The following is a 17,264-nucleotide window of genomic DNA, read 5'->3' as shown; positions in this document are numbered from 1 at the left end:
ACGTGTCCATCAGCGCCGAGAACACGAGCCACGAAACCGTGGCCGCCAGCCACGCCCTGCCGGAGCCCACTCCGGAAGAGGCTGCCCAGTTGGAGCAGTTGTACAAGGATTTCGCTGCGGGGAACATGGTGCCGTTGTGGACGGAGATCGGTGATTTGATGCCGATGGTTCCCACGCCGAAGGCCGTGGCGCATGTGTGGCGGTGGAATGACTTGTACCCGTTGGCCGCCCGTGCAGGGGATCTGGTTCCGGTGGGCCGCGGTGGGGAGCGCCGTGCCATTGCCTTGGCGAACCCGGGCCTGGCCGGCACCCCGTACGCGACCCCGACGTTGTGGGCAGCGATCCAGTACCTGGGCCCGCACGAGGTCGCCCCGGAGCACCGGCATTCGCAGAACGCGTTCCGTTTCGTGGTGGAGGGTGAGGGTGTGTGGACGGTGGTGAACGGGGATCCGGTGGCGATGCGTCGCGGTGATTTCCTGTTGACCCCGGGCTGGAATTTCCACGGCCACCACAACGACACCGACCAGCCCATGGCCTGGATCGACGGGCTCGACATCCCGTTCGTGCATTATGCCGATGCCGGGTTCTTCGAGTTCGGCACCGAACGTGTCACCGATGAAGCGACCCCGGACATTTCCCGTTCCGAACGGCTCTGGGCCCACCCCGGCCTGCGGCCCCTGTCCGGTCTCGATGACACCACCAACTCGCCCATCGCCGCGTACCGCTGGGAACACACCGACGCTGCCCTGCGCGAACAGTTGTTGCTGGAGGACGAGGGCCACCCGGCCACCGTGTCCCAGGGCCACGCCGCCATCCGGTACTCGAACCCGACCACCGGCGGGGACGTCATGCCCACTATCCGGGCCGAGTTCCACCGCCTCCGCACCGGAGCCACCACCGAGCCGCTCCGCGAGGTCGGTTCCAGTGTCTGGCAGGTCTTCGAAGGCACCGGCACCGTCGTGTTGAACGGTGAAACCAAGGCCCTGGCCAAGGGTGACCTGTTCGTGGTCCCGTCCTGGCAGGAATGGTCCCTGACCGCGGACAACGACCAGCCAGGGTTCGATCTGTTCCGTTTCAGTGACGCCCCCATCTTTGAACGACTGAACTTCAACCGCAGCTACACCGAAGGACGCAAGAACGCATGAGACTCCTGACCCTCCGCACTCCCGCTGGAACGAAAGCCGTCCGCCAGGACGGCGAGACCCTGACTGAGATCCCCGGGTTCGCCGACGTCGGCGCGCTGCTGGCCGACCCCGCCTGGGAAGAAAAAGCCAAGGCGGCCAACGGCGCCACGCACGCGCTCGACGGCGCGGACCTGGCCGCCGTCGTGCCGGCACCGGGGAAGATCATCTGCGTGGGCCACAATTACCGCAACCACATCAAGGAAATGGGCCGGGAGATTCCTGAGTACCCCACCTTGTTCGCGAAGTACCAGGAGTCGCTGATCGGCCCGAACGATGACCTGGCGTTGCCGCAGGAATCGGACACCGTGGACTGGGAAGCCGAACTCGCCGTGATCATCGGCAAGACCGGCCGCCGCATCCCCGAAGCCCACGCCGCCGAGCACATCGCCGGGTACGCGGTCCTGAACGACATCAGCATGCGGGACTACCAATTCCGCACCATCCAGTGGCTCCAGGGCAAGACGTGGGAGAACTCCACCCCGTTCGGCCCGGCCCTGGTCACCCGCGACGAGTTCACCGCCGGCCCGCTCATGACCTCGGCCGTGGACGGGGAAGTCCAGCAGTCCACCCCCACCGGCGACCTCGTCTTCACCCCCGAGTTCCTGGTCTCCTACATCTCCACCATCATCACCCTGAACCCCGGGGACGTGATCGCGACCGGCACCCCCGGAGGTGTGGGCCACGCCCAGGACCCCAAAAGGTACCTGCAGGAAGGCCAGCTCCTGGTCACCACCATCGAGGGCCTGGGCCAGTTGAACAACCGCGTGGTCAAGGAAGCCTGATGGTCGCCCGCCACGACCTCGCCACCGATCCGGGCCTGCAGGAAGACCTCCTGCAGGCCCGGCGGGGCACCGCGTTCTTCGCCCGCAAACTCAACGAACTCACCGACGCCCAGCTCGACGGCGGCACCCTCCTCCCGGACTGGACCCGCCGCCACGTCATCGCGCACGTCGGATACAACGCCCGCGCGATCGCCCGGCTGGTCGAATGGGCTGCCACCGGGGTGGAGACACCCATGTACCCCTCCACCGAGGCGCGGAACGATGAGATCAACTTCGGCGCGACCCTGTCCCCGATTGCGTTGCGGAACCTGTTCGACCACTCCGCCGTGCACCTGTCCGTCGAATGGCGCGACCTGCCCGATGCGAACTGGGCCAACGAGGTCCGCACCGCCCAAGGCCGCACTGTCCCGGCCTCGGAAACCGTGTGGATGCGTACCCGCGAAGTCTGGGTCCACGCCGTGGACCTGGACAACGGAGCCACCTTCAACGACATCCCGGCCCCGGTCCTCGAACGACTGCTCAAAGACATCACCGGCGCGTGGAAAACCCGCGGCACGGACACCGGGCTCCTCATCAAGGCCAACAACACTGCCGGCAACGGCGATGGCCTCACGTTCGGCGACACCAGCGCCCCGGACCCGACGATCATCACCGGCCCCCTCCCCGCCGTCGTCGAATGGGCCACCGGCCGCGGCACCACCGGCGTCACAGCAACCGGACCCGCCAGCAATGGCACACCGCCCGCAGCACCCACGTGGATCTAACCAGGCCACCCATGGCGCAGCGGGTCCAGTAAGCGCACTATGGGGAGATGAACGCCCAGAGCGCCAATGGATGGGGTCAGGGTGGTTCCGGCAGTTTCGGGGCCGGCCTCCATCCGTGGAGCCGCTATGTGGCGTTGGGCGACTCGTTCACCGAGGGGCTGGGCGACCCCGAGCCGCGAAGCCCCGGAGGCCTGCGCGGCTGGGCGGACAGGGTTGCGGAAGAACTGAGCACCGGTCACGAGGATTTCGCCTACGCCAACCTGGCCATCAGTGGACGCTTGCTGCACGAGATCATGGCGGAGCAGGTTGGCCCGGCAATCGAGCTGAAGCCGGACCTGATCACCCTCAACGCCGGCGGCAACGACCTGCTCTTCCATAGGAGCGATCCTGACAAACTCGCCATGGAGCTCGATGCAGGAGTGGCAGCGTTGGCCTCCACCGGCGCCACCATCCTGCTGTTTACTGGTCCGGACTGGGGTGCCACCCCGGTGTTGGGCCTGGCCCGCGGCAAGGTGGCCATCTACAACGAGAACATTCGGGTAGTGGCTGCCCGCCATGATGCCGTGGTGGCCGATCTATGGGCGTTGCGCGAGCTGACAGACTCCAGAATGTGGGATCCGGACCGACTCCATTTCTCGCCGCTTGGCCAGCACACCATCGCCATCATGGTGCTCAATACCCTTAACGTTCCCCACTCCCTGGAGCCGTTGACACCCAAACCATTGCCGGAGCGCAACTGGCGCGAGGCCCGGGCCGGAGACATCGTCTGGGCCCGGGAGCATCTCTTCCCGTGGGTCGTGCGTCGCCTGACGCAGCGGAACGCCGACGACGGCCGGCACCCCAAGCGACCGGAACCCGGCCCGGTGTTCGGTGCCGGGATGCCCCCTGGAACATTCGTCGGCAACGACCCACGGAACCTCACCGACTGACTCACGGAGCCGAAGGATCGCTCCCGTTGGAGATCTCAAACTCGCCAATGACCGTCTTCCCGTCAGCTTCATAGACCGGCACGTGGAAGGTTTGACCTTTTCGCTTCTCCTGCCAGGCCACTGCCTCCTCAGGGCTCTTGAAGCTCAAGGCGGCCGTGTGACCGTTCGCTTCGTTCAAATCCGCCGTGTAGGCGTATCCACGTTTCCCGTTCGTGGCCATGACGGCGATCATGTCGGGTGAGCCATTCTCGTTCTCCATGCCGTACGTGGTGCCATCGCCGTTAGTTGCCCACTCGGTCAACTGCGTGCTCACGTATCGTGCCGACAGCCGCCAGCGGCTCTCCGGTGCCGTGGTGTACGTGACGCTGTGTTGACCCGGAGCCAGCTTGGCCAGGTAGCCGCTCCAGCCGTGGGGTGTCCCGGCGTCGTCAGCTGAGCAGGCGATGCTGGACCCGTCCTGATACTGGAAATGCCCCTCAGTCAGACACCAGAAGTCAATCTGGATGCCGGTCGTTCCCGCAGGCGGCTCTCCAAGGTCCACCGTTGCAGTCCCTTGATACGAGTCAGCTACCGGCGTGGACAGCTGCGTAACCACTTCCGCCCCGGGCACCACGAACAATCCTGCGGCCGTGGCGCCGACGCCACCCAGAAGTCCCACGCCGGCAAACACACCGGCGCCGATCCACAGCCTGGCGCGTTTACGGGTCCGCGCGGTCGTGGCTTGTTCCACCCTCGACACCAGTTCCGCACGCAAAGCCCTGCTGAATCTTTGGTCGACACGGAGCTCGTTCATCGCTGGTCTCCTTCAAAAGCGGGAGCAAGCTTCGGTGTCCCCGCGAGCGCTGTTTTCATGCGTTCCCTGGCTCGGTGCATGCGTGACTTGGCAGCTGCCGGAGAGAGGTTGAGTACGGTGGCCGCCGCGGCGATGGTGTAATCCTCAAAGACCACCAGGCTGACGAGCTGCTGATCCACGGCATTGAGCGTGGCGAGTGCCCGAGCTGTGTCCGAGTCCAATTCGCCCTGCAGGAAAAGCTCATCATTGGTGCCGGCAAGGTCTTCGGTCCGGGGAAGGGAAGCAAGCAGCTTTCGGTAGCGAAAGGCGGCCCGTCTGTTGTTCCGGGCTACGTTGGTGGTGGTCACCAGCAGCCAGGGAAGAATGGAGCCATCCACCAGCCGCACCTTCGCCCGGCACCGCCACAGTTCCAGGAACGCGGCAGACATGATGTCTTCGGCATCGTGCCGTTCGGGTGAGAGCCGATACGCATGCCGGTAAACCCTGCCGTGGTGCCGGTCGTACAGCAGCCCGAAAGCCTCTCCCTCGCCGTCGAGGCTCCTCGCCCAGAGTCCGCCGTCGTCGGCTTCGATGTTCCCCATGCCCTGTATTGTCCGCGAACGGACGAAAGGTTTCATGAAGCGGGACTTTTCTTTAAAGCCGTCACCAACGACGGCGACCCTCACCGTTGAGGTGAGGGTCGCCGTCGTTGGTGTGAAGACTGTCAGCCGGCTGGCTGGGATTCTGTCTGCGCGCGGATGCTCCACGCCGACCAGTCCAGCGGATGGACCGACGGCCGGCCCAGGAGGTATCCCTGGGCGGCAGTGATATTGAGTGTGCTGACCTGCTCGAGTTCACCGGCGGTTTCGATGCCCACTGCGATGACTTCTGCGCCGATCTCCCGTGCAAGCTCAACGATGGCCCTTGCCCGGATCCGTTGGCCTTCGCTGCTTTCGATGCCTTCTATCAAGTGGCGGTCAAGTTTGATGATGTCCGGGCGGAGTTGTTCCACGAGTTCCAACGAGACCAGGGCCGCACCGGAGGCGCTGATGGCCAGGCGCAGGCCCAGTGCGCGCAACGGCCCCAGTCCGTCGCTGCCCGTTTGGCCGCCGACATCCGCCAGGCTGCCGGTGAGCTCAACGATGATCCGCTCCGGTGCGAGCGAAGCCGCGGCGAGAAGGTTCCGGACCCTCGGGTCCCTGGACGTCGAAGGGGTGAGGTTGAGCGCCACAGACATGGTGCCGGGAACGTCGTGGGCCGCCGTCAAGGCGCAATGGAGGGCGGCGATCTCCAACTCGGTCCCCAGGCCGGCGGCAGCAGCCTCATTGAACCAGACATCGGCACCCGCGCCATCCTCACCGACAAACCTGGTCAGCGCTTCAACGCCCACCACTTCACCGGATGGCAACGCATGGACGGGCTGGAAGGCTGTCAGCAGGAGCTTGTCCGCCAGGATTGCCTGGATGCCTTCCCGCACTTCGTGGCTCACGGGAATCGATACGGTCCGCGCTGCGTCAACGGACTCAAGGTGCACGCTGGAGGAGTCAAGGTGAACCGGCACTGGGGCTGCGGATGATGGCTCTTTGCGCGTTTCCAGGAGGTGCTCCAGGAGGGCACCCGCTGGATCGTTTGGATGTGTCTCCATCAACGCGCGGAGCCTGGATCGGGCACCTTCGCTGCGCGGTTCAGAGTCCGCAAGGATGGAGTCGATGATGTCCTTCACTTGCTCACGCATGGTCGTATCGGCGGACGGTGGCCCGTGATCGCCATCCGGACGTGCGGAGTCCGCACCGCCCTCCGGTGTGAGAGAGCCCTCTTCTTGAGCCATCAGCTATTCCTTTATGTGTGTCCCCCGCTGGCTGCGCCAGACAACTACCCGACCGACCCATCTGTGGGCCCTGTCACGAATAATACAGAAGAACGTGGCGACGTTGTTGCGGCAGGAGCTGCTTCAGCGGAAAACCGTGTCGCAAGGCCACTGGCCCTGACATGCTTGAGGGGTGACATCCCTTTCGACGGAAGCACCCCGTACCGCGCTTAGCTGGAAACTGTTGCCCGCGGCGCTGCTTTCCATATCCGGCATTCCGCTGTTTGCACTGGAAAATGATCTGTGGGGCTACGGCCTGCTGCTGGCGAGTGTGATCAGTGCAGCTTTCATCGACCACCGGCTGATGCGGCACCTCGCATTGGTGGCTGCGGGGATGTTCATCTTCAGCCTGGTCCCCCTGAACGCCGACCTCAGCACACAGCACATGGCACTCATGGGTGGCGCCCTGGCGTTGGCCGTCCTGGTGCCGTGGCTGGTGTCCCGTTTCGTGTACCGCGAGGACATCATCAGGTTTCCCGTTAACACGGGCCGCAAGTGGCCCTTGGCCGCGAAGCTGTACCTGATCGGCGTCGTGGCTTTGGGCTATTTCATCCTGCCGGTCTACCTGATCAGCACCGGCGTCTACCAGAACTGGCCCGACGCTTCCGATCCCGAGATCTTCTGGCGGCTCTTCGTGGGTGTCAACGCCGTGGGGATCTGGGACGAACTGTTCTTTATCTGCACCACGTTCACGCTGCTGCGGCAGCACTTCCCGGACTGGCTGGCCAACCTCCTGCAGGCCGTGGTCTTCTCATCATTCCTGTGGGAGATCGGCTACCAGTCCTGGGGTCCCTTGCTGACGTTCCCCTTCGCACTGCTGCAGGGGTATACCTTCAAGCTCACCAAATCGTTCACCTATGTGGTGTCGGTGCACCTGCTTTTCGACTTCGTACTGTTCCTGGCGCTGGTACACGCGCACAACCGGGATTGGCTGCCGATCTTCCTGTACTGAAACCGGGGCTAGGTACCCGAGGCTGCCCACGCCTCATCGGAGACTTCAATCTCCTGCGCCATGTCGTCCAGGAAGCGCATCACGGTCTCCCGCTCCCCCGGAGTCAGCCGGGCTGCAGCCAGGAACCGTTTGGCCTGTTGACGCCCGACGGTCCGCATCGCAGCCTCGTGTGTTTCGGGGGTGATGGCGATGGCGAGCGCCCTGCGGTCGGAAGGGTGGGGGCCTCGCGTGACGTGGCCTGCGCGTTCCAGCCGGTCAAGCAGCTTGGTGGTTGACGCCGTCGAAATATGGAGGCGGGAGGCTATTGCACCCGGGGTGGCAATCACGCCATGGTTTGCGCAGAGAATCAGGTAGTGCAGCGCGCGCATATCCGATTGGTTGAGCTTCATATAGCGCAGGGAGGCGTCGCTCAGTCGCTGTTCGGCCTCGCGCAGCCGGCCGAGCGCGGCCATGAGCTCGCTGATCTGCTCTACGTCCTCTTCGGAAAGGCCGGAACGATCCACCAACTCCTGATGGGGATCGTTGGCGTCCAGATGGTAGAGGCCGGAAGAAACCGGGGTCCCGGCTTCTTCAGGAATCTCTTCAGGACTGGACATGTTGAGTATGTTACACCTAACTTCCTACATGGTAGCCTTTCTTCTAGCTTGTCTAGCAATATTCAAGTTTTCCCTAGGGCACCGGGTGTAGGAGGAAGGCGCAGGATGAACGCGACAGAGATGGTGGTCCTCCTGGACGACGCCGGAACGCCTATCGGGGAGGCCGCAAAAGCGGGGGTGCACACGTTGGAAACTCCGCTCCACCTCGCCTTTTCCTGCTACCTTCTCAATGACATCGGGGAGGTCCTCCTCACCCGTCGATCACCTGAAAAGAAGACCTGGCCGGGGGTATGGACCAACAGCTTCTGTGGCCACCCGTCGCCGGGGGAAGAGTTCGAGGACGCGGTCATGCGCCGAGCACAGTTCGAACTTGGAGTGGACGCCAACAGGATCGAACTGGTCCTGCCTGACTTCCGCTACAGGGCAGTGGATCCTACGGGCATCGTCGAGAACGAGGTCTGCCCCGTCTTTATCGCGAGGATCAGCGGCCCGCTGCAACCAAACCCAGCGGAGGTGGCCGACTGGGCCTGGATCTCACCGTCGCTGCTCGCGGACGCTTTGGCACACACACCTTCCGCCTTCAGCCCCTGGCTTGGACTCCAGTTCCCCCAACTCCTCGAAGCACGGGCGTTGCCCCTCGGCGCTGGAGCCAAAGCATGACCATCACCTCCGGAGCCGTCCGCAGCCGCACCGATCTCTGCAGCGCCATCGAAAACGAGCTGACCGGGCTGATCGGCAAGAGGGCAAGCGCCGCCACGGCATATGGCCCCCAGTTCGCCAGGCTGTGGGGCCTGGCGGGCCAGAACGTGCTCGGTGGCAAGTTCGTCCGCCCCCTGCTGCTCATGGAAACCTACGATGCCCTCCCGCAGCGCAGCGATGCTGGGAACCGCGAACCCGGCCGGCGCGAAACAGCCATCAGCATCGCCGCTGCCATCGAACTCCTCCACTACGCATTCCTGCTGCACGACGACGTGATCGACGGCGACCTCGTCCGCCGCGGGCATCCCAACCTCATCGGATCCCTCCTGGCTGAAGCAGGGGCAACCGCGCGCCCCGACGGAGGACTCCACTGGGCCCAAACCGGCGGAATCCTCATGGGCGATATGCTCCTCGCCGCAACCCACCAGGCATTCGCCCGGGCTGATCTCCCCCATGAACTGCGCCTGCGCCTCCTTGACCTCCTGGAACACACCATCAACGAGACCGTGGCCGGTGAACAACTGGACGTCGGCCTGGGCGACGGCATCATTGCCCCGGACCTCGAGACCATCCTGGTGATGTGCGGGTACAAAACAGCTACCTACACCTTTGAGCTTCCACTGCGTGCCGCCGCCGCGCTGGCCGGTGCCGACTTCGCCGTCGAGACTGCGCTGGCAACCGCCGGCCGCCATCTGGGGCTCGCTTTCCAACTCCAGGACGACCTCCTGTCCACGTTCGGGGATCCTCGCCGCCACGGCAAGGATCCTTTTTCCGACCTTCGGGAGGGCAAGGAAACGGCCATCATCGCCCACGCACGGACCACCAGCACCTGGCCTCACATTCAGCCCTACTTTGGCAGGCCTGGGCTGGACGGCGACGACGGCGAGCACGTCCGCCGGCACCTCACCGATTGCGGAGCCGAAGCCTTCGTCCAGGGCCTCATCGAAGAACAGCTTGAGGCCTTCAATCATCAGCTCACAAGCACGATTCCCCACGGGGCACGCAATGTCCTCCTCGACCTCGCAGGGCAGCTGGAAGGACGGCAAGCATGAGCGTCACCACCGATACCTCTTTTACCCACTTCACCCGGACCGCCGAGCGGGCCGCCAACCAGGTCATCGCGGCGTACTCCACCTCGTTCGGCCTCGCGTGCAGGCTGTTGGGCCCACGACACCGCCAGCACGTCCGCAACATTTATGCCCTGGTGCGGGTGGCGGACGAACTGGTGGACGGGGTGACAGCCGAGGCCGGCCTCAGCTACCAGGAACAGTGCGACGCCCTGGCGCACTTCATCGATGAGACCCACCGCGCCGTCAAGCTCGGTTACAGCAGCGACCTCATCATCCATGCTTTTGCCCAGACGGCCCGGGCGGCGGGAATCGACGAGGCCCTGATCGATCCCTTCTTCGCCTCCATGCGAACTGATCTCGGCGAGCGCACCCCGGCGACGTCGGCAGCCCAACCCGCGGCGCCGCTCCGCTTCGATGCCGACGCCCACGAGGGCTACGTTCACGGTTCCGCAGAGGTGGTGGGGCTGATGTGCCTGCGCGTCTTCATGCGCGATGAAATCATCGATGACGGCGACGCCGCGGCTTTGCAGTACGGCGCCGGCAGGCTGGGCGCTGCTTTCCAGAACATCAACTTCCTGCGGGACCTGGCGGACGATACCTCCCGGCTGGGCCGCAGTTACCTCGGTACCTCGGACCATTTGGAGGACCGCGATCGTGTGGAGTGGGTCCGGACCATCCGCGCCCAACTGGCCGACGCCAACGCCGTCATTCCCCTCTTGCCTCGCGACGCCCGGGCCGCAGTCCGCAGCGCGCTGGCCCTGTTCGCCGCATTGACGGACCGGATCGAAGAGACGACAGTGGACGAGTTGTACCGCCACCGGGTCCGTGTTCCGGATGCGCTGAAAGCCGGCCTCGCTGCCCGCGCTGTGGCCTCGACCTGGATGGAGCTGCACCGATGACCCGGACCGTAGTGATCGGCGGTGGCATCGCTGGGCTTGCCACCGCCGCACTCCTCGCCCACGAAGGCCATGAGGTCCAACTCCTGGAACAGCGCGACCGCGTCGGCGGCCGTGCCGGCAGCCTCGAACGGGACGGCTTCCGCTTCGACACCGGCCCCTCCTGGTACCTGATGCCCGGCGTCTTCGACCACTTCTTCAAGCTGCTGGGCACCAGCGCCGCAGAACAACTGGACCTGCGGACGCTGGATCCTGCGTACCGCATCTTCAGCGAACCGAACAACGACGGCGTTCGGCCGGACCCCCTGACCATCCCCTTGGGCAGCGATCGGGTCTTGGAGACCTTCGAACAGGTGGAGCCCGGCAGCGCCGGCAAACTCACTTCCTATCTGGCTTCGGCGCGGCACACCACAGAGATGGCTGAACGGTTCTTCCTCTACAACCCCTTCACCAAAGTGCAGGGACTGCTTCATCCGGAGGTGCTGCGGAGCCTTCCCAAGCTCGCGGAACTGCTCCTGACCCCGCTGGATAAGTACGTGTCCCAACGGTTCCAGCACCCTGTTCTTCGGCAGGTTCTCGGCTACCCGGCAGTCTTCCTCGGCACCAACCCTTCCGACGCTCCCGCCATGTACCACCTGATGAGTGCACTGGACCTGGGCGATGGAGTGCAGTACCCGATGGGCGGGTTCTGGGAACTCGTGGGCCGGCTGGAGGCATTGGCCGTGGACGCCGGCGTCAGGATCCACACCGGGGCCGAAGCCTTGAAGATCACCACCCGCGAGGCTCCCCGGACCAGGAAGCTGGGCCGCTTCGATGCCGTGAAGCTCCCGCCTGCATTGTCTGGCAAGGATGGCCGCGAAGTCACCGGGGTCAAGTGGCGCGATAACTCCGGCGTGGAGCACTACAGCGTTGCGGACCTCGTGGTCTCCGGCGCCGACCTGCACCACACCGAAACCCAACTGCTGGGAGTCAGGGACCGGAGCTACAACAGCAAATACTGGCAGACCCGCACCAGCGGTCCCGGCGCCGTGCTGGTGATGCTGGGCGTGAAGGGTTCGCTGCCGGAACTTCCCCACCACTCCCTGTTCTTCACGAAGGATTGGGAGGCGAACTTCGCCGCCATCTTCGGTGAAGAGACCAGCATCCCGGACCCCGCGTCCATCTACGTCTGCAAACCCAGCGCCACCGACCCCTCAGTGGCACCCCGCGACCACGAGAACCTTTTTGTCCTGGTTCCGGTGCCGGCCGACCCGCGGCTCGGAGCCGGTGGCCCCGACGGCAGCGGCGATGCCCTCATAGAGCGGACCGCCGACGCCGCGATCGACCAGATCGCCCAATGGGCCAACATCCCGGACCTCCGCCAAAGGATCGTGGTCCGCCACACAACCGGCCCGGCGGACTTCGCGAGGGACTACAACTCCTGGCGCGGCGGCATGCTGGGGCCGGCGCACACGCTCCGGCAAAGTGCCATGTTCAGGGCCCAGAACGCGTCAAAGCGTGTGCGGGGCCTCTACTACGCCGGTGCCACCACCGCCCCTGGAGTCGGGGTGCCCATGTGCCTGATCAGTGCCGAGTTGGTCATGAAGCGTATTCGTGGCGACCACAGTGCCGGACCTGTCACTGCGCGGCCCGTAGCCAGCAGGATTGGCTGATGGGTGTTCTCTACTTGGTGTCGTTGCTGCTGGGCATCATCTGCATGCTCCTGCTCGACCACCGCTTCCGTTTGTTCTTCTGGCGCGACGCGCGGGCAGCGGCGATCGTGACCGCCGTCGGGGTCTTGTTCCTCCTCGCCTGGGACCTGGCCGGAATCGGTTTGGGAATTTTCCTGCGGGGCGAAGGGACCATTGCAACGGGCCTGCTGATCGCCCCGGAACTGCCCATCGAGGAACCCGTGTTCCTGCTGTTCCTGGTGCTGTGCACCATGGTCCTCTACACGGGAGCCCGGAGGCTCCTTGACCGGAATCCGTCCAGGCGAACCGAACGGGAACGGGAGAGCGTGTGACGTACTTATGGCTCGCCCTCGTCTTCATCGCCGCGGCCGTCATCGCCGGTGTGGTCTTCGCCCGCCACGGCGCCCTTCCCGGCGGGACGGGACAGCACTGGAAGGCCGTTGGCCTCGCGTTCGCGGCATTGGCCGTCCTGACTGCCGTGTTCGACAGCGTCATGATCGGGATGGAACTCTTCCACTACGACGCATCCCACATCCTTGGCGTCAAGGTGGGCCTCGCTCCGGTTGAAGACTTTGCCTACCCCTTGGCGGGTGTCGTCGCGCTTCCCGGGCTATGGATGTGGCTGACGCGCAAGCGCAAACACCCACGCGACGGCGCTCGCCGCGCCGGACCCAGCCTGGCGGGCCAGGCCCCCTTCGAGGGGTTGGTCCCGCAGGCCCTCCTTGCGTCCCGGCCCGTCAGTTGGATCAACACCGCTTACCCGTTCGCGGCTGCCATGCTGCTGACCACCCGCGAAATCGACTGGGTCCTGATCGTCGGTACCTTCTACTTCCTGATCCCCTACAACCTGGCCATGTACGGGATCAACGACGTCTTCGACTACGAGTCCGACCTGAAGAACCCCCGCAAGGGCGGCATCGAAGGTGCACTCCTGCAGCCACGGCTGCACCGGCCCATGCTGTGGCTTGCTGCCATCACCAATGTGCCGTTCCTGCTGCTCCTCGCCTCTGTGGGCGGTCCTGCGGCCTGGCTCAGCCTGGCCGTGAGTGCCTTTGCTGTGGTGGCCTATTCCGTCGTCGGACTCCGCTTCAAAGAGCGCCCTGTCCTGGACTCGCTGACGTCGAGTACGCACTTCGTGAGTCCCGCCGTCGTCGGCCTGGCGTTGGCCGGCGCCAGCGTGACGCCCGGTCTAGTCATCCTGCTCGCAGCGTTCTTCCTGTGGGGCATGGCCGCGCACGCCTTCGGCGCCGTGCAGGACATCGAACCCGACCGTCAGGCCGGCATCGGTTCCATCGCAACAGTGTTCGGTGCCCGCCGTACGGTGAGGCTCGCCGTCGTGCTGTGGCTTGTGGCCGGGCTCGCCATGCTGGCGACGCCGTGGCCCGGGCCGCTCGCGGCGATCATCGCCGTCCCGTACATCGTCAACTGCGCACCGTACTGGAACGTCACGGATACGACGGCGGCACGCACCAATACGGCGTGGCGCCGGTTTATCTGGCTCAACTACGGCTCAGGATTCCTGGTCACGCTCATCTTTATCCTGCAGTGGAGCCTCCCGTCATGACGCGGTGGGATCCCCGGGTTCTTCATCGATCGTGTCCAGCGCTTCACGCATGTGCTGGAGGAAGTTCACCACGATCCGCGACTCGTCCGGGTTCAACGCAGACGCCGCATCCAGCATCCGGCGGTGCATTCCACCCAGGGTGTGCCGGACTTCCTGGTCCGAACCCGGAGTTGCCTTCAGGATCAGTGCCCGGCGGTCCGTGGGATGGGGTTCGCGTCGAATGTGGCCGGACTCCACCAACCGGTCAATCAACGTGGTCATGGACGCCGACGTTATCCCGAGTTTGTCGCCCAAGTCCTTCGGTTTCATCACTTTCCCGGCGGCCTCGGCTTCGAACAGATATCGGAGGGCCAGCAGGTCCTTCTCGCCCATCCCCATGGATGAGCGGGTCCGGCGTCGCATGGCTTGCTCGGAGGCGCGATAGTCCCGCAAGGCGTTCAGGACATCGATGGCAATGGCCTTCTGCCCCGGGTCTTTCCCGTACCAATAGCCCTTTGCATGGCCTTCCGAGTCCATCCGATGTTCCTTTGATAAACGTAAAGCTTGTCTTACTAGCATTTTGATAGTAAGTCACCTACCCCGCGAATGCATGACACCGCACATCAGCCCGCACAATCCACCGGACGTCACACAAGGAAAGAGGCTCGGCACATGGCAGTTGGAAGCTCAGGTCTTCTGCGACAGACGGCAGTCACCATCAGCCTGGTGATCTGCATCGTCGGTTCGATGATCGGCGTCGGGGTCTTCGGCGGAACCCCCATCGCGCAGGCAGCGGGCGGTGCTTTGGCCGCCGACTCCACCCTCCTCGCCCCGGCCACCCCCGCGTTCTCCATCTGGTCGGTGGTGTACGCCGGACTTGTTGCCTACACGGTATGGCAGTGGCTGCCGTCCCAGCGGGCCAATTCGCGGCAGCGCTCCCTCGGCTGGATCGTCGCTTCCTCCATGATCCTCAACGCGGCATGGATCCTGTCCGTGCAGGCCGGATGGCTCTTCGTCAGTGTCCTCGTGATCCTGGCCTTGCTGGCGACACTCGTCCTGGCATTCCTCCGCTACAGCCAGAGCCGCGCCGCGTCGTGGGTTGAGGCAGTGGTGGTCGACGGGACTCTCGGGTTGTACCTCGGCTGGACCAGCGTGGCAGTGTGCGCCAACATCGCGGCTGCACTGAAGGCCGCCGGATTCTCGGGCTTCGGCGTGCGTCCCGAGATCTGGTCCGTCGGTGTGCTGGTCGTAGTCGCTGCCGTCGGCATTGCGTTGGCGATCAAGGGACACGGCCGACTTGCCTTGGCGGCCGCCATCGCGTGGGGGCTTGCCTGGATCACCGTCGGCCGGAGCGCGGACTCACCGGAGTCATTCCCGACGGCGGTCGCGGCGGCTGTCGCTGCTGCGCTGGTCCTCGGCGCCGCGATCACCGTGAGGACCCGGACGGCGCTGGCTGGGGGTTCGGCTGGGGGTGGGGCTTCGGCTTTGCCGCGACGCTGACCCGCCATGTGTCTTGGACCGTTTTCCACATAGGCGAACTCCGGCCTGATATCCAGCTTTCCTGACTGCAAGAGTAAGGATATGGAGCGGATTCGGGACAGGCACACCAGCGGGGGGTTTGCGCTTTGGCCTGCTAATGACTCTCCCAGGCCCACCGGATCGTCCCAGCGTGATTTTACGTTGGCAGACCTTGTTTCGGCCGTTGGTTCCCTGCCACCCAGCACCAAGAGCAGCGAGCTGATCAATGAACTACGCGCCTTGGAAGACCTCAAATCCGCCATCTCGGCCCGGCAAGCCAAAGCCGCAGTCGCTTTGGACCTGGCTCAACGCCGGGAACAAGCCGACGCCGGTGTGCCGGCAGCGGAGCAGGGAAGGGGTGTGGCGGCGCAGGTAGCCCTTGCCCGCCGTGAATCACCGAACCGCGGCTCCCGGCTTCTCGGACTGGCCAAAGCACTTGTCACCGAGATGCCTCGAACCATGGCCGCGCTCGAAACCGGTCAGCTCAATGAATGGCGAGCCACGCTCCTCGTCAAGGAAACAGCCTGCCTTAGCGTGGAAGACCGTTGCGCCGTGGATGAGGAACTCGCCGCGGATTCGGGCACTTTCAACGGAGCCGGCGACCGGGTCATCATCGCGGCTGCGAAAGCTGCAGCGTACCGGCGCGATCCTCGCTCGGTCACCCAGCGGGCCAGCCACGCCGCCAGCGAACGGAGGGTCAGCCTCCGCCCGGCGCCGGACACCATGACCATCCTGACCGCCCTGCTTCCCGTGGCCCAAGGTGTTGCGGCCTACGCGGCGCTCACCCGGCATGCCGATTCGGCCCGCTCGAGCGGCGACAGCCGACTGCGAGGACAGGTCATGGCTGACGCCCTCGTTGAACGCGTCACTGGAACTCCCGGTGGCATCAACGGTGTGGAAGTCCAAGTGGTGATGACAGACCGAACCCTTTTCCAAGGCGACGCCGAACCCGCCAGGCTGAAGGGGTACGGGATCGTCCCGGCAGAGTGGGCCAGGGCTCTTTTGACGGACGGTGCGGCCGGGCGTGAACGTAGAGCCGGCTCCGAAGAGCAGGCCGGTTCGGGGCCACAGCCCGGTTCACAGGCGCGGGGCCAACGGGATCTGGACGCCGCTGAGCGGGAGGAGTTCAGAGTGATGCTGCGGCGGCTTTACACCGCGCCAGGCAGCAACGAACTGTTGACTATCGACTCCACATCACGGATCTTCCCCCAACGTTTACGTCGCTTCATCGAGGTTCGGGATGACACCTGCCGAACCCCGTACTGCGACGCGCCCATCAGGCATATCGACCATATCGTCCCTTGGCACGACGGCGGGACCACCAACCTGACCAACGGCGCGGGACTGTGCGAGGCATGCAATCACACCAAGGAAAATCCCGGGTGGAGTGCGGAAGCGCCGTCCGCCGATGTGCACACCTTGGAACTGCGCACCCCCACTGGGCACCTTTACCAGTCGAAAGCACCGCCCTTGCCAGGGTACAACGGCGTCGCGCCACCTGGCGCTATGCGGGACAAGCGTCCTTGAGAGCTTGAACGGACTCGGCCGGTACCTGGTCGCCGGCCTCAGCGATCTGACGAAGGGGCGTAGTGATATCGGACGGTACGCCTGCGGCATCCGCAGCTGCTACCAGGCCGACGAGTGCCTGCTTGTCCTCCACGTTCACCAAGCCGTCCTGGACAACAGCGCAGATCTGCTTGGTAACTTCGTCGGCAGCGGCAGTGGCCACCTTCGACGCGGCGTCACTGGCTGCGCTTGAAGCGGCATCTTCAACGGCTCCGCAACCAACAACCAGCAACAACAAAGGAACGGCGGACAGGGCTGCAAGGCGACGGGTCATGGACCCAGCCTAGCAACGGCAGCCTCAACGTCTCCGCCGCAGCACTCCCCCGCCAGGGGCATGCGGCTTCTGTTCGTCGATCTGAGAGTACCGGCTGACGCCGCAAGACCCGCTGATTCACCTTGCAATGAGCTCCTTCACCGGTCCTTCGTGCAGCGCCCCATAGACCTCGTCCCGGATCT

The 17,264-nt window shown here is 64.8% G+C and carries 19 protein-coding genes; 13 read left to right on the top strand and 6 right to left on the bottom strand.

Translation table 11 applies throughout. The annotated features are described in order from the left end of the window. Positions 1–2: 2 nt before the first annotated feature. Genes QF015_RS14970 through QF015_RS14955 form a run of 4 tightly spaced genes read left to right on the top strand, consistent with a single transcriptional unit; the run spans position 3 to position 3,659 of the window. Positions 3–1,145 carry a cupin domain-containing protein gene (locus QF015_RS14970; RefSeq protein WP_429389954.1) on the top strand — a complete coding sequence of 381 codons (1,143 nt, stop codon included), beginning with the start codon at positions 3–5 and terminating at the stop codon, positions 1,143–1,145. Next, complete coding sequence (locus tag QF015_RS14965; protein WP_429389952.1) at positions 1,142–1,966, top strand: fumarylacetoacetate hydrolase family protein; 825 nt, start codon at positions 1,142–1,144, stop codon at positions 1,964–1,966. Before QF015_RS14970 ends, QF015_RS14965 begins: the two co-directional genes overlap by 4 nt. After that, positions 1,966–2,730: a maleylpyruvate isomerase family mycothiol-dependent enzyme gene (locus QF015_RS14960; RefSeq protein WP_429389950.1), complete on the top strand. Its 765-nt coding sequence runs from the start codon at positions 1,966–1,968 to the stop codon at positions 2,728–2,730. Before QF015_RS14965 ends, QF015_RS14960 begins: the two co-directional genes overlap by 1 nt. Positions 2,731–2,777: 47 nt before the next feature. Beyond that, positions 2,778–3,659: a GDSL-type esterase/lipase family protein gene (locus tag QF015_RS14955; RefSeq protein WP_429389948.1), complete on the top strand. Its 882-nt coding sequence runs from the start codon at positions 2,778–2,780 to the stop codon at positions 3,657–3,659. A 1-nt stretch (position 3,660) separates the two neighbouring features. On the opposite strand, the gene QF015_RS14950 is transcribed toward QF015_RS14955, so the two are convergent. The 3 genes from QF015_RS14950 to QF015_RS14940 form a co-directional block, all read right to left on the bottom strand. Next, on the bottom strand, positions 3,661–4,452 hold the full coding sequence (locus QF015_RS14950; protein ID WP_310203439.1) for a peptidase M56 family protein: 792 nt from the start codon (positions 4,450–4,452) through the stop codon (positions 3,661–3,663). Beyond that, positions 4,449–5,033 carry an RNA polymerase sigma factor gene (locus tag QF015_RS14945; RefSeq protein WP_310203440.1) on the bottom strand — a complete coding sequence of 195 codons (585 nt, stop codon included), beginning with the start codon at positions 5,031–5,033 and terminating at the stop codon, positions 4,449–4,451. The genes QF015_RS14950 and QF015_RS14945 overlap by 4 nt, the downstream gene beginning before the upstream one ends. Positions 5,034–5,155: 122 nt before the next feature. Beyond that, positions 5,156–6,259 (bottom strand): EAL domain-containing protein, encoded by a 1,104-nt coding sequence (locus QF015_RS14940; protein ID WP_429389945.1) that lies wholly within the window; start codon positions 6,257–6,259, stop codon positions 5,156–5,158. 172 nt (positions 6,260–6,431) lie between these two features. Between QF015_RS14940 and QF015_RS14935 the strand changes: the two genes are divergently transcribed. Further along, positions 6,432–7,250 (top strand): CPBP family intramembrane glutamic endopeptidase, encoded by an 819-nt coding sequence (locus QF015_RS14935; protein ID WP_310203445.1) that lies wholly within the window; start codon positions 6,432–6,434, stop codon positions 7,248–7,250. 8 nt (positions 7,251–7,258) lie between these two features. Here QF015_RS14935 and QF015_RS14930 read toward each other — a convergent pair whose 3' ends face one another. Continuing rightward, entirely contained in the window at positions 7,259–7,846 is a 588-nt protein-coding gene (locus tag QF015_RS14930; RefSeq protein ID WP_310203447.1) for a MarR family winged helix-turn-helix transcriptional regulator, read from the bottom strand. Positions 7,847–7,951: 105 nt separating this feature from the next. Between QF015_RS14930 and idi the strand changes: the two genes are divergently transcribed. From idi to QF015_RS14900, 6 genes are read left to right on the top strand one after another with little or no spacing between them, the layout of a single operon-like run. Further along, complete coding sequence (gene idi, locus QF015_RS14925; protein WP_310203450.1) at positions 7,952–8,506, top strand: isopentenyl-diphosphate Delta-isomerase; 555 nt, start codon at positions 7,952–7,954, stop codon at positions 8,504–8,506. Next, on the top strand, positions 8,503–9,597 hold the full coding sequence (locus QF015_RS14920) for a polyprenyl synthetase family protein (protein WP_429389942.1): 1,095 nt from the start codon (positions 8,503–8,505) through the stop codon (positions 9,595–9,597). The genes idi and QF015_RS14920 overlap by 4 nt, the downstream gene beginning before the upstream one ends. Beyond that, on the top strand, positions 9,594–10,514 hold the full coding sequence (locus QF015_RS14915) for a phytoene/squalene synthase family protein (protein ID WP_429389940.1): 921 nt from the start codon (positions 9,594–9,596) through the stop codon (positions 10,512–10,514). Before QF015_RS14920 ends, QF015_RS14915 begins: the two co-directional genes overlap by 4 nt. Beyond that, a complete protein-coding gene (crtI, locus tag QF015_RS14910; protein WP_429389938.1) occupies positions 10,511–12,163 on the top strand; it encodes a phytoene desaturase family protein in 1,653 nt (550 codons plus the stop codon). Before QF015_RS14915 ends, crtI begins: the two co-directional genes overlap by 4 nt. After that, entirely contained in the window at positions 12,163–12,513 is a 351-nt protein-coding gene (locus tag QF015_RS14905; RefSeq protein ID WP_310203461.1) for a lycopene cyclase domain-containing protein, read from the top strand. The genes crtI and QF015_RS14905 overlap by 1 nt, the downstream gene beginning before the upstream one ends. Continuing rightward, positions 12,510–13,745: a prenyltransferase gene (locus tag QF015_RS14900; RefSeq protein WP_429389936.1), complete on the top strand. Its 1,236-nt coding sequence runs from the start codon at positions 12,510–12,512 to the stop codon at positions 13,743–13,745. Before QF015_RS14905 ends, QF015_RS14900 begins: the two co-directional genes overlap by 4 nt. On the opposite strand, the gene QF015_RS14895 is transcribed toward QF015_RS14900, so the two are convergent. Further along, positions 13,740–14,261 (bottom strand): MarR family winged helix-turn-helix transcriptional regulator, encoded by a 522-nt coding sequence (locus tag QF015_RS14895; RefSeq protein ID WP_429389934.1) that lies wholly within the window; start codon positions 14,259–14,261, stop codon positions 13,740–13,742. The genes QF015_RS14900 and QF015_RS14895 overlap by 6 nt on opposite strands. 135 nt (positions 14,262–14,396) lie before the next feature. Here QF015_RS14895 and QF015_RS14890 point away from each other — a divergent pair, with 135 nt between their 5' ends. Both QF015_RS14890 and QF015_RS14885 read left to right on the top strand, forming a co-directional pair. Then, positions 14,397–15,224, top strand: a complete 828-nt coding sequence (locus tag QF015_RS14890; protein ID WP_429389932.1) for a tryptophan-rich sensory protein — start codon at positions 14,397–14,399, stop codon at positions 15,222–15,224. 81 nt (positions 15,225–15,305) lie between these two features. Then, positions 15,306–16,769 (top strand): HNH endonuclease, encoded by a 1,464-nt coding sequence (locus QF015_RS14885; RefSeq protein WP_429389931.1) that lies wholly within the window; start codon positions 15,306–15,308, stop codon positions 16,767–16,769. Here the strand turns inward: QF015_RS14885 and QF015_RS14880 are convergent. Further along, on the bottom strand, positions 16,747–17,082 hold the full coding sequence (locus QF015_RS14880) for a hypothetical protein (RefSeq protein WP_310203474.1): 336 nt from the start codon (positions 17,080–17,082) through the stop codon (positions 16,747–16,749). The two genes, QF015_RS14885 and QF015_RS14880, sit on opposite strands and share 23 nt — an antisense overlap. Between the last annotated feature and the right edge of the window lie 182 nt (positions 17,083–17,264).

It is taken from the genome of Paenarthrobacter sp. TE4293, assembly GCF_050435325.1.
Classification (GTDB): Bacteria; Actinomycetota; Actinomycetes; order Actinomycetales; family Micrococcaceae; genus Arthrobacter; species Arthrobacter nitroguajacolicus_C.
The sequence above is the reverse complement of the archived record's forward strand: the minus strand, read 5'-3'. Positions and strand labels throughout refer to the sequence as shown.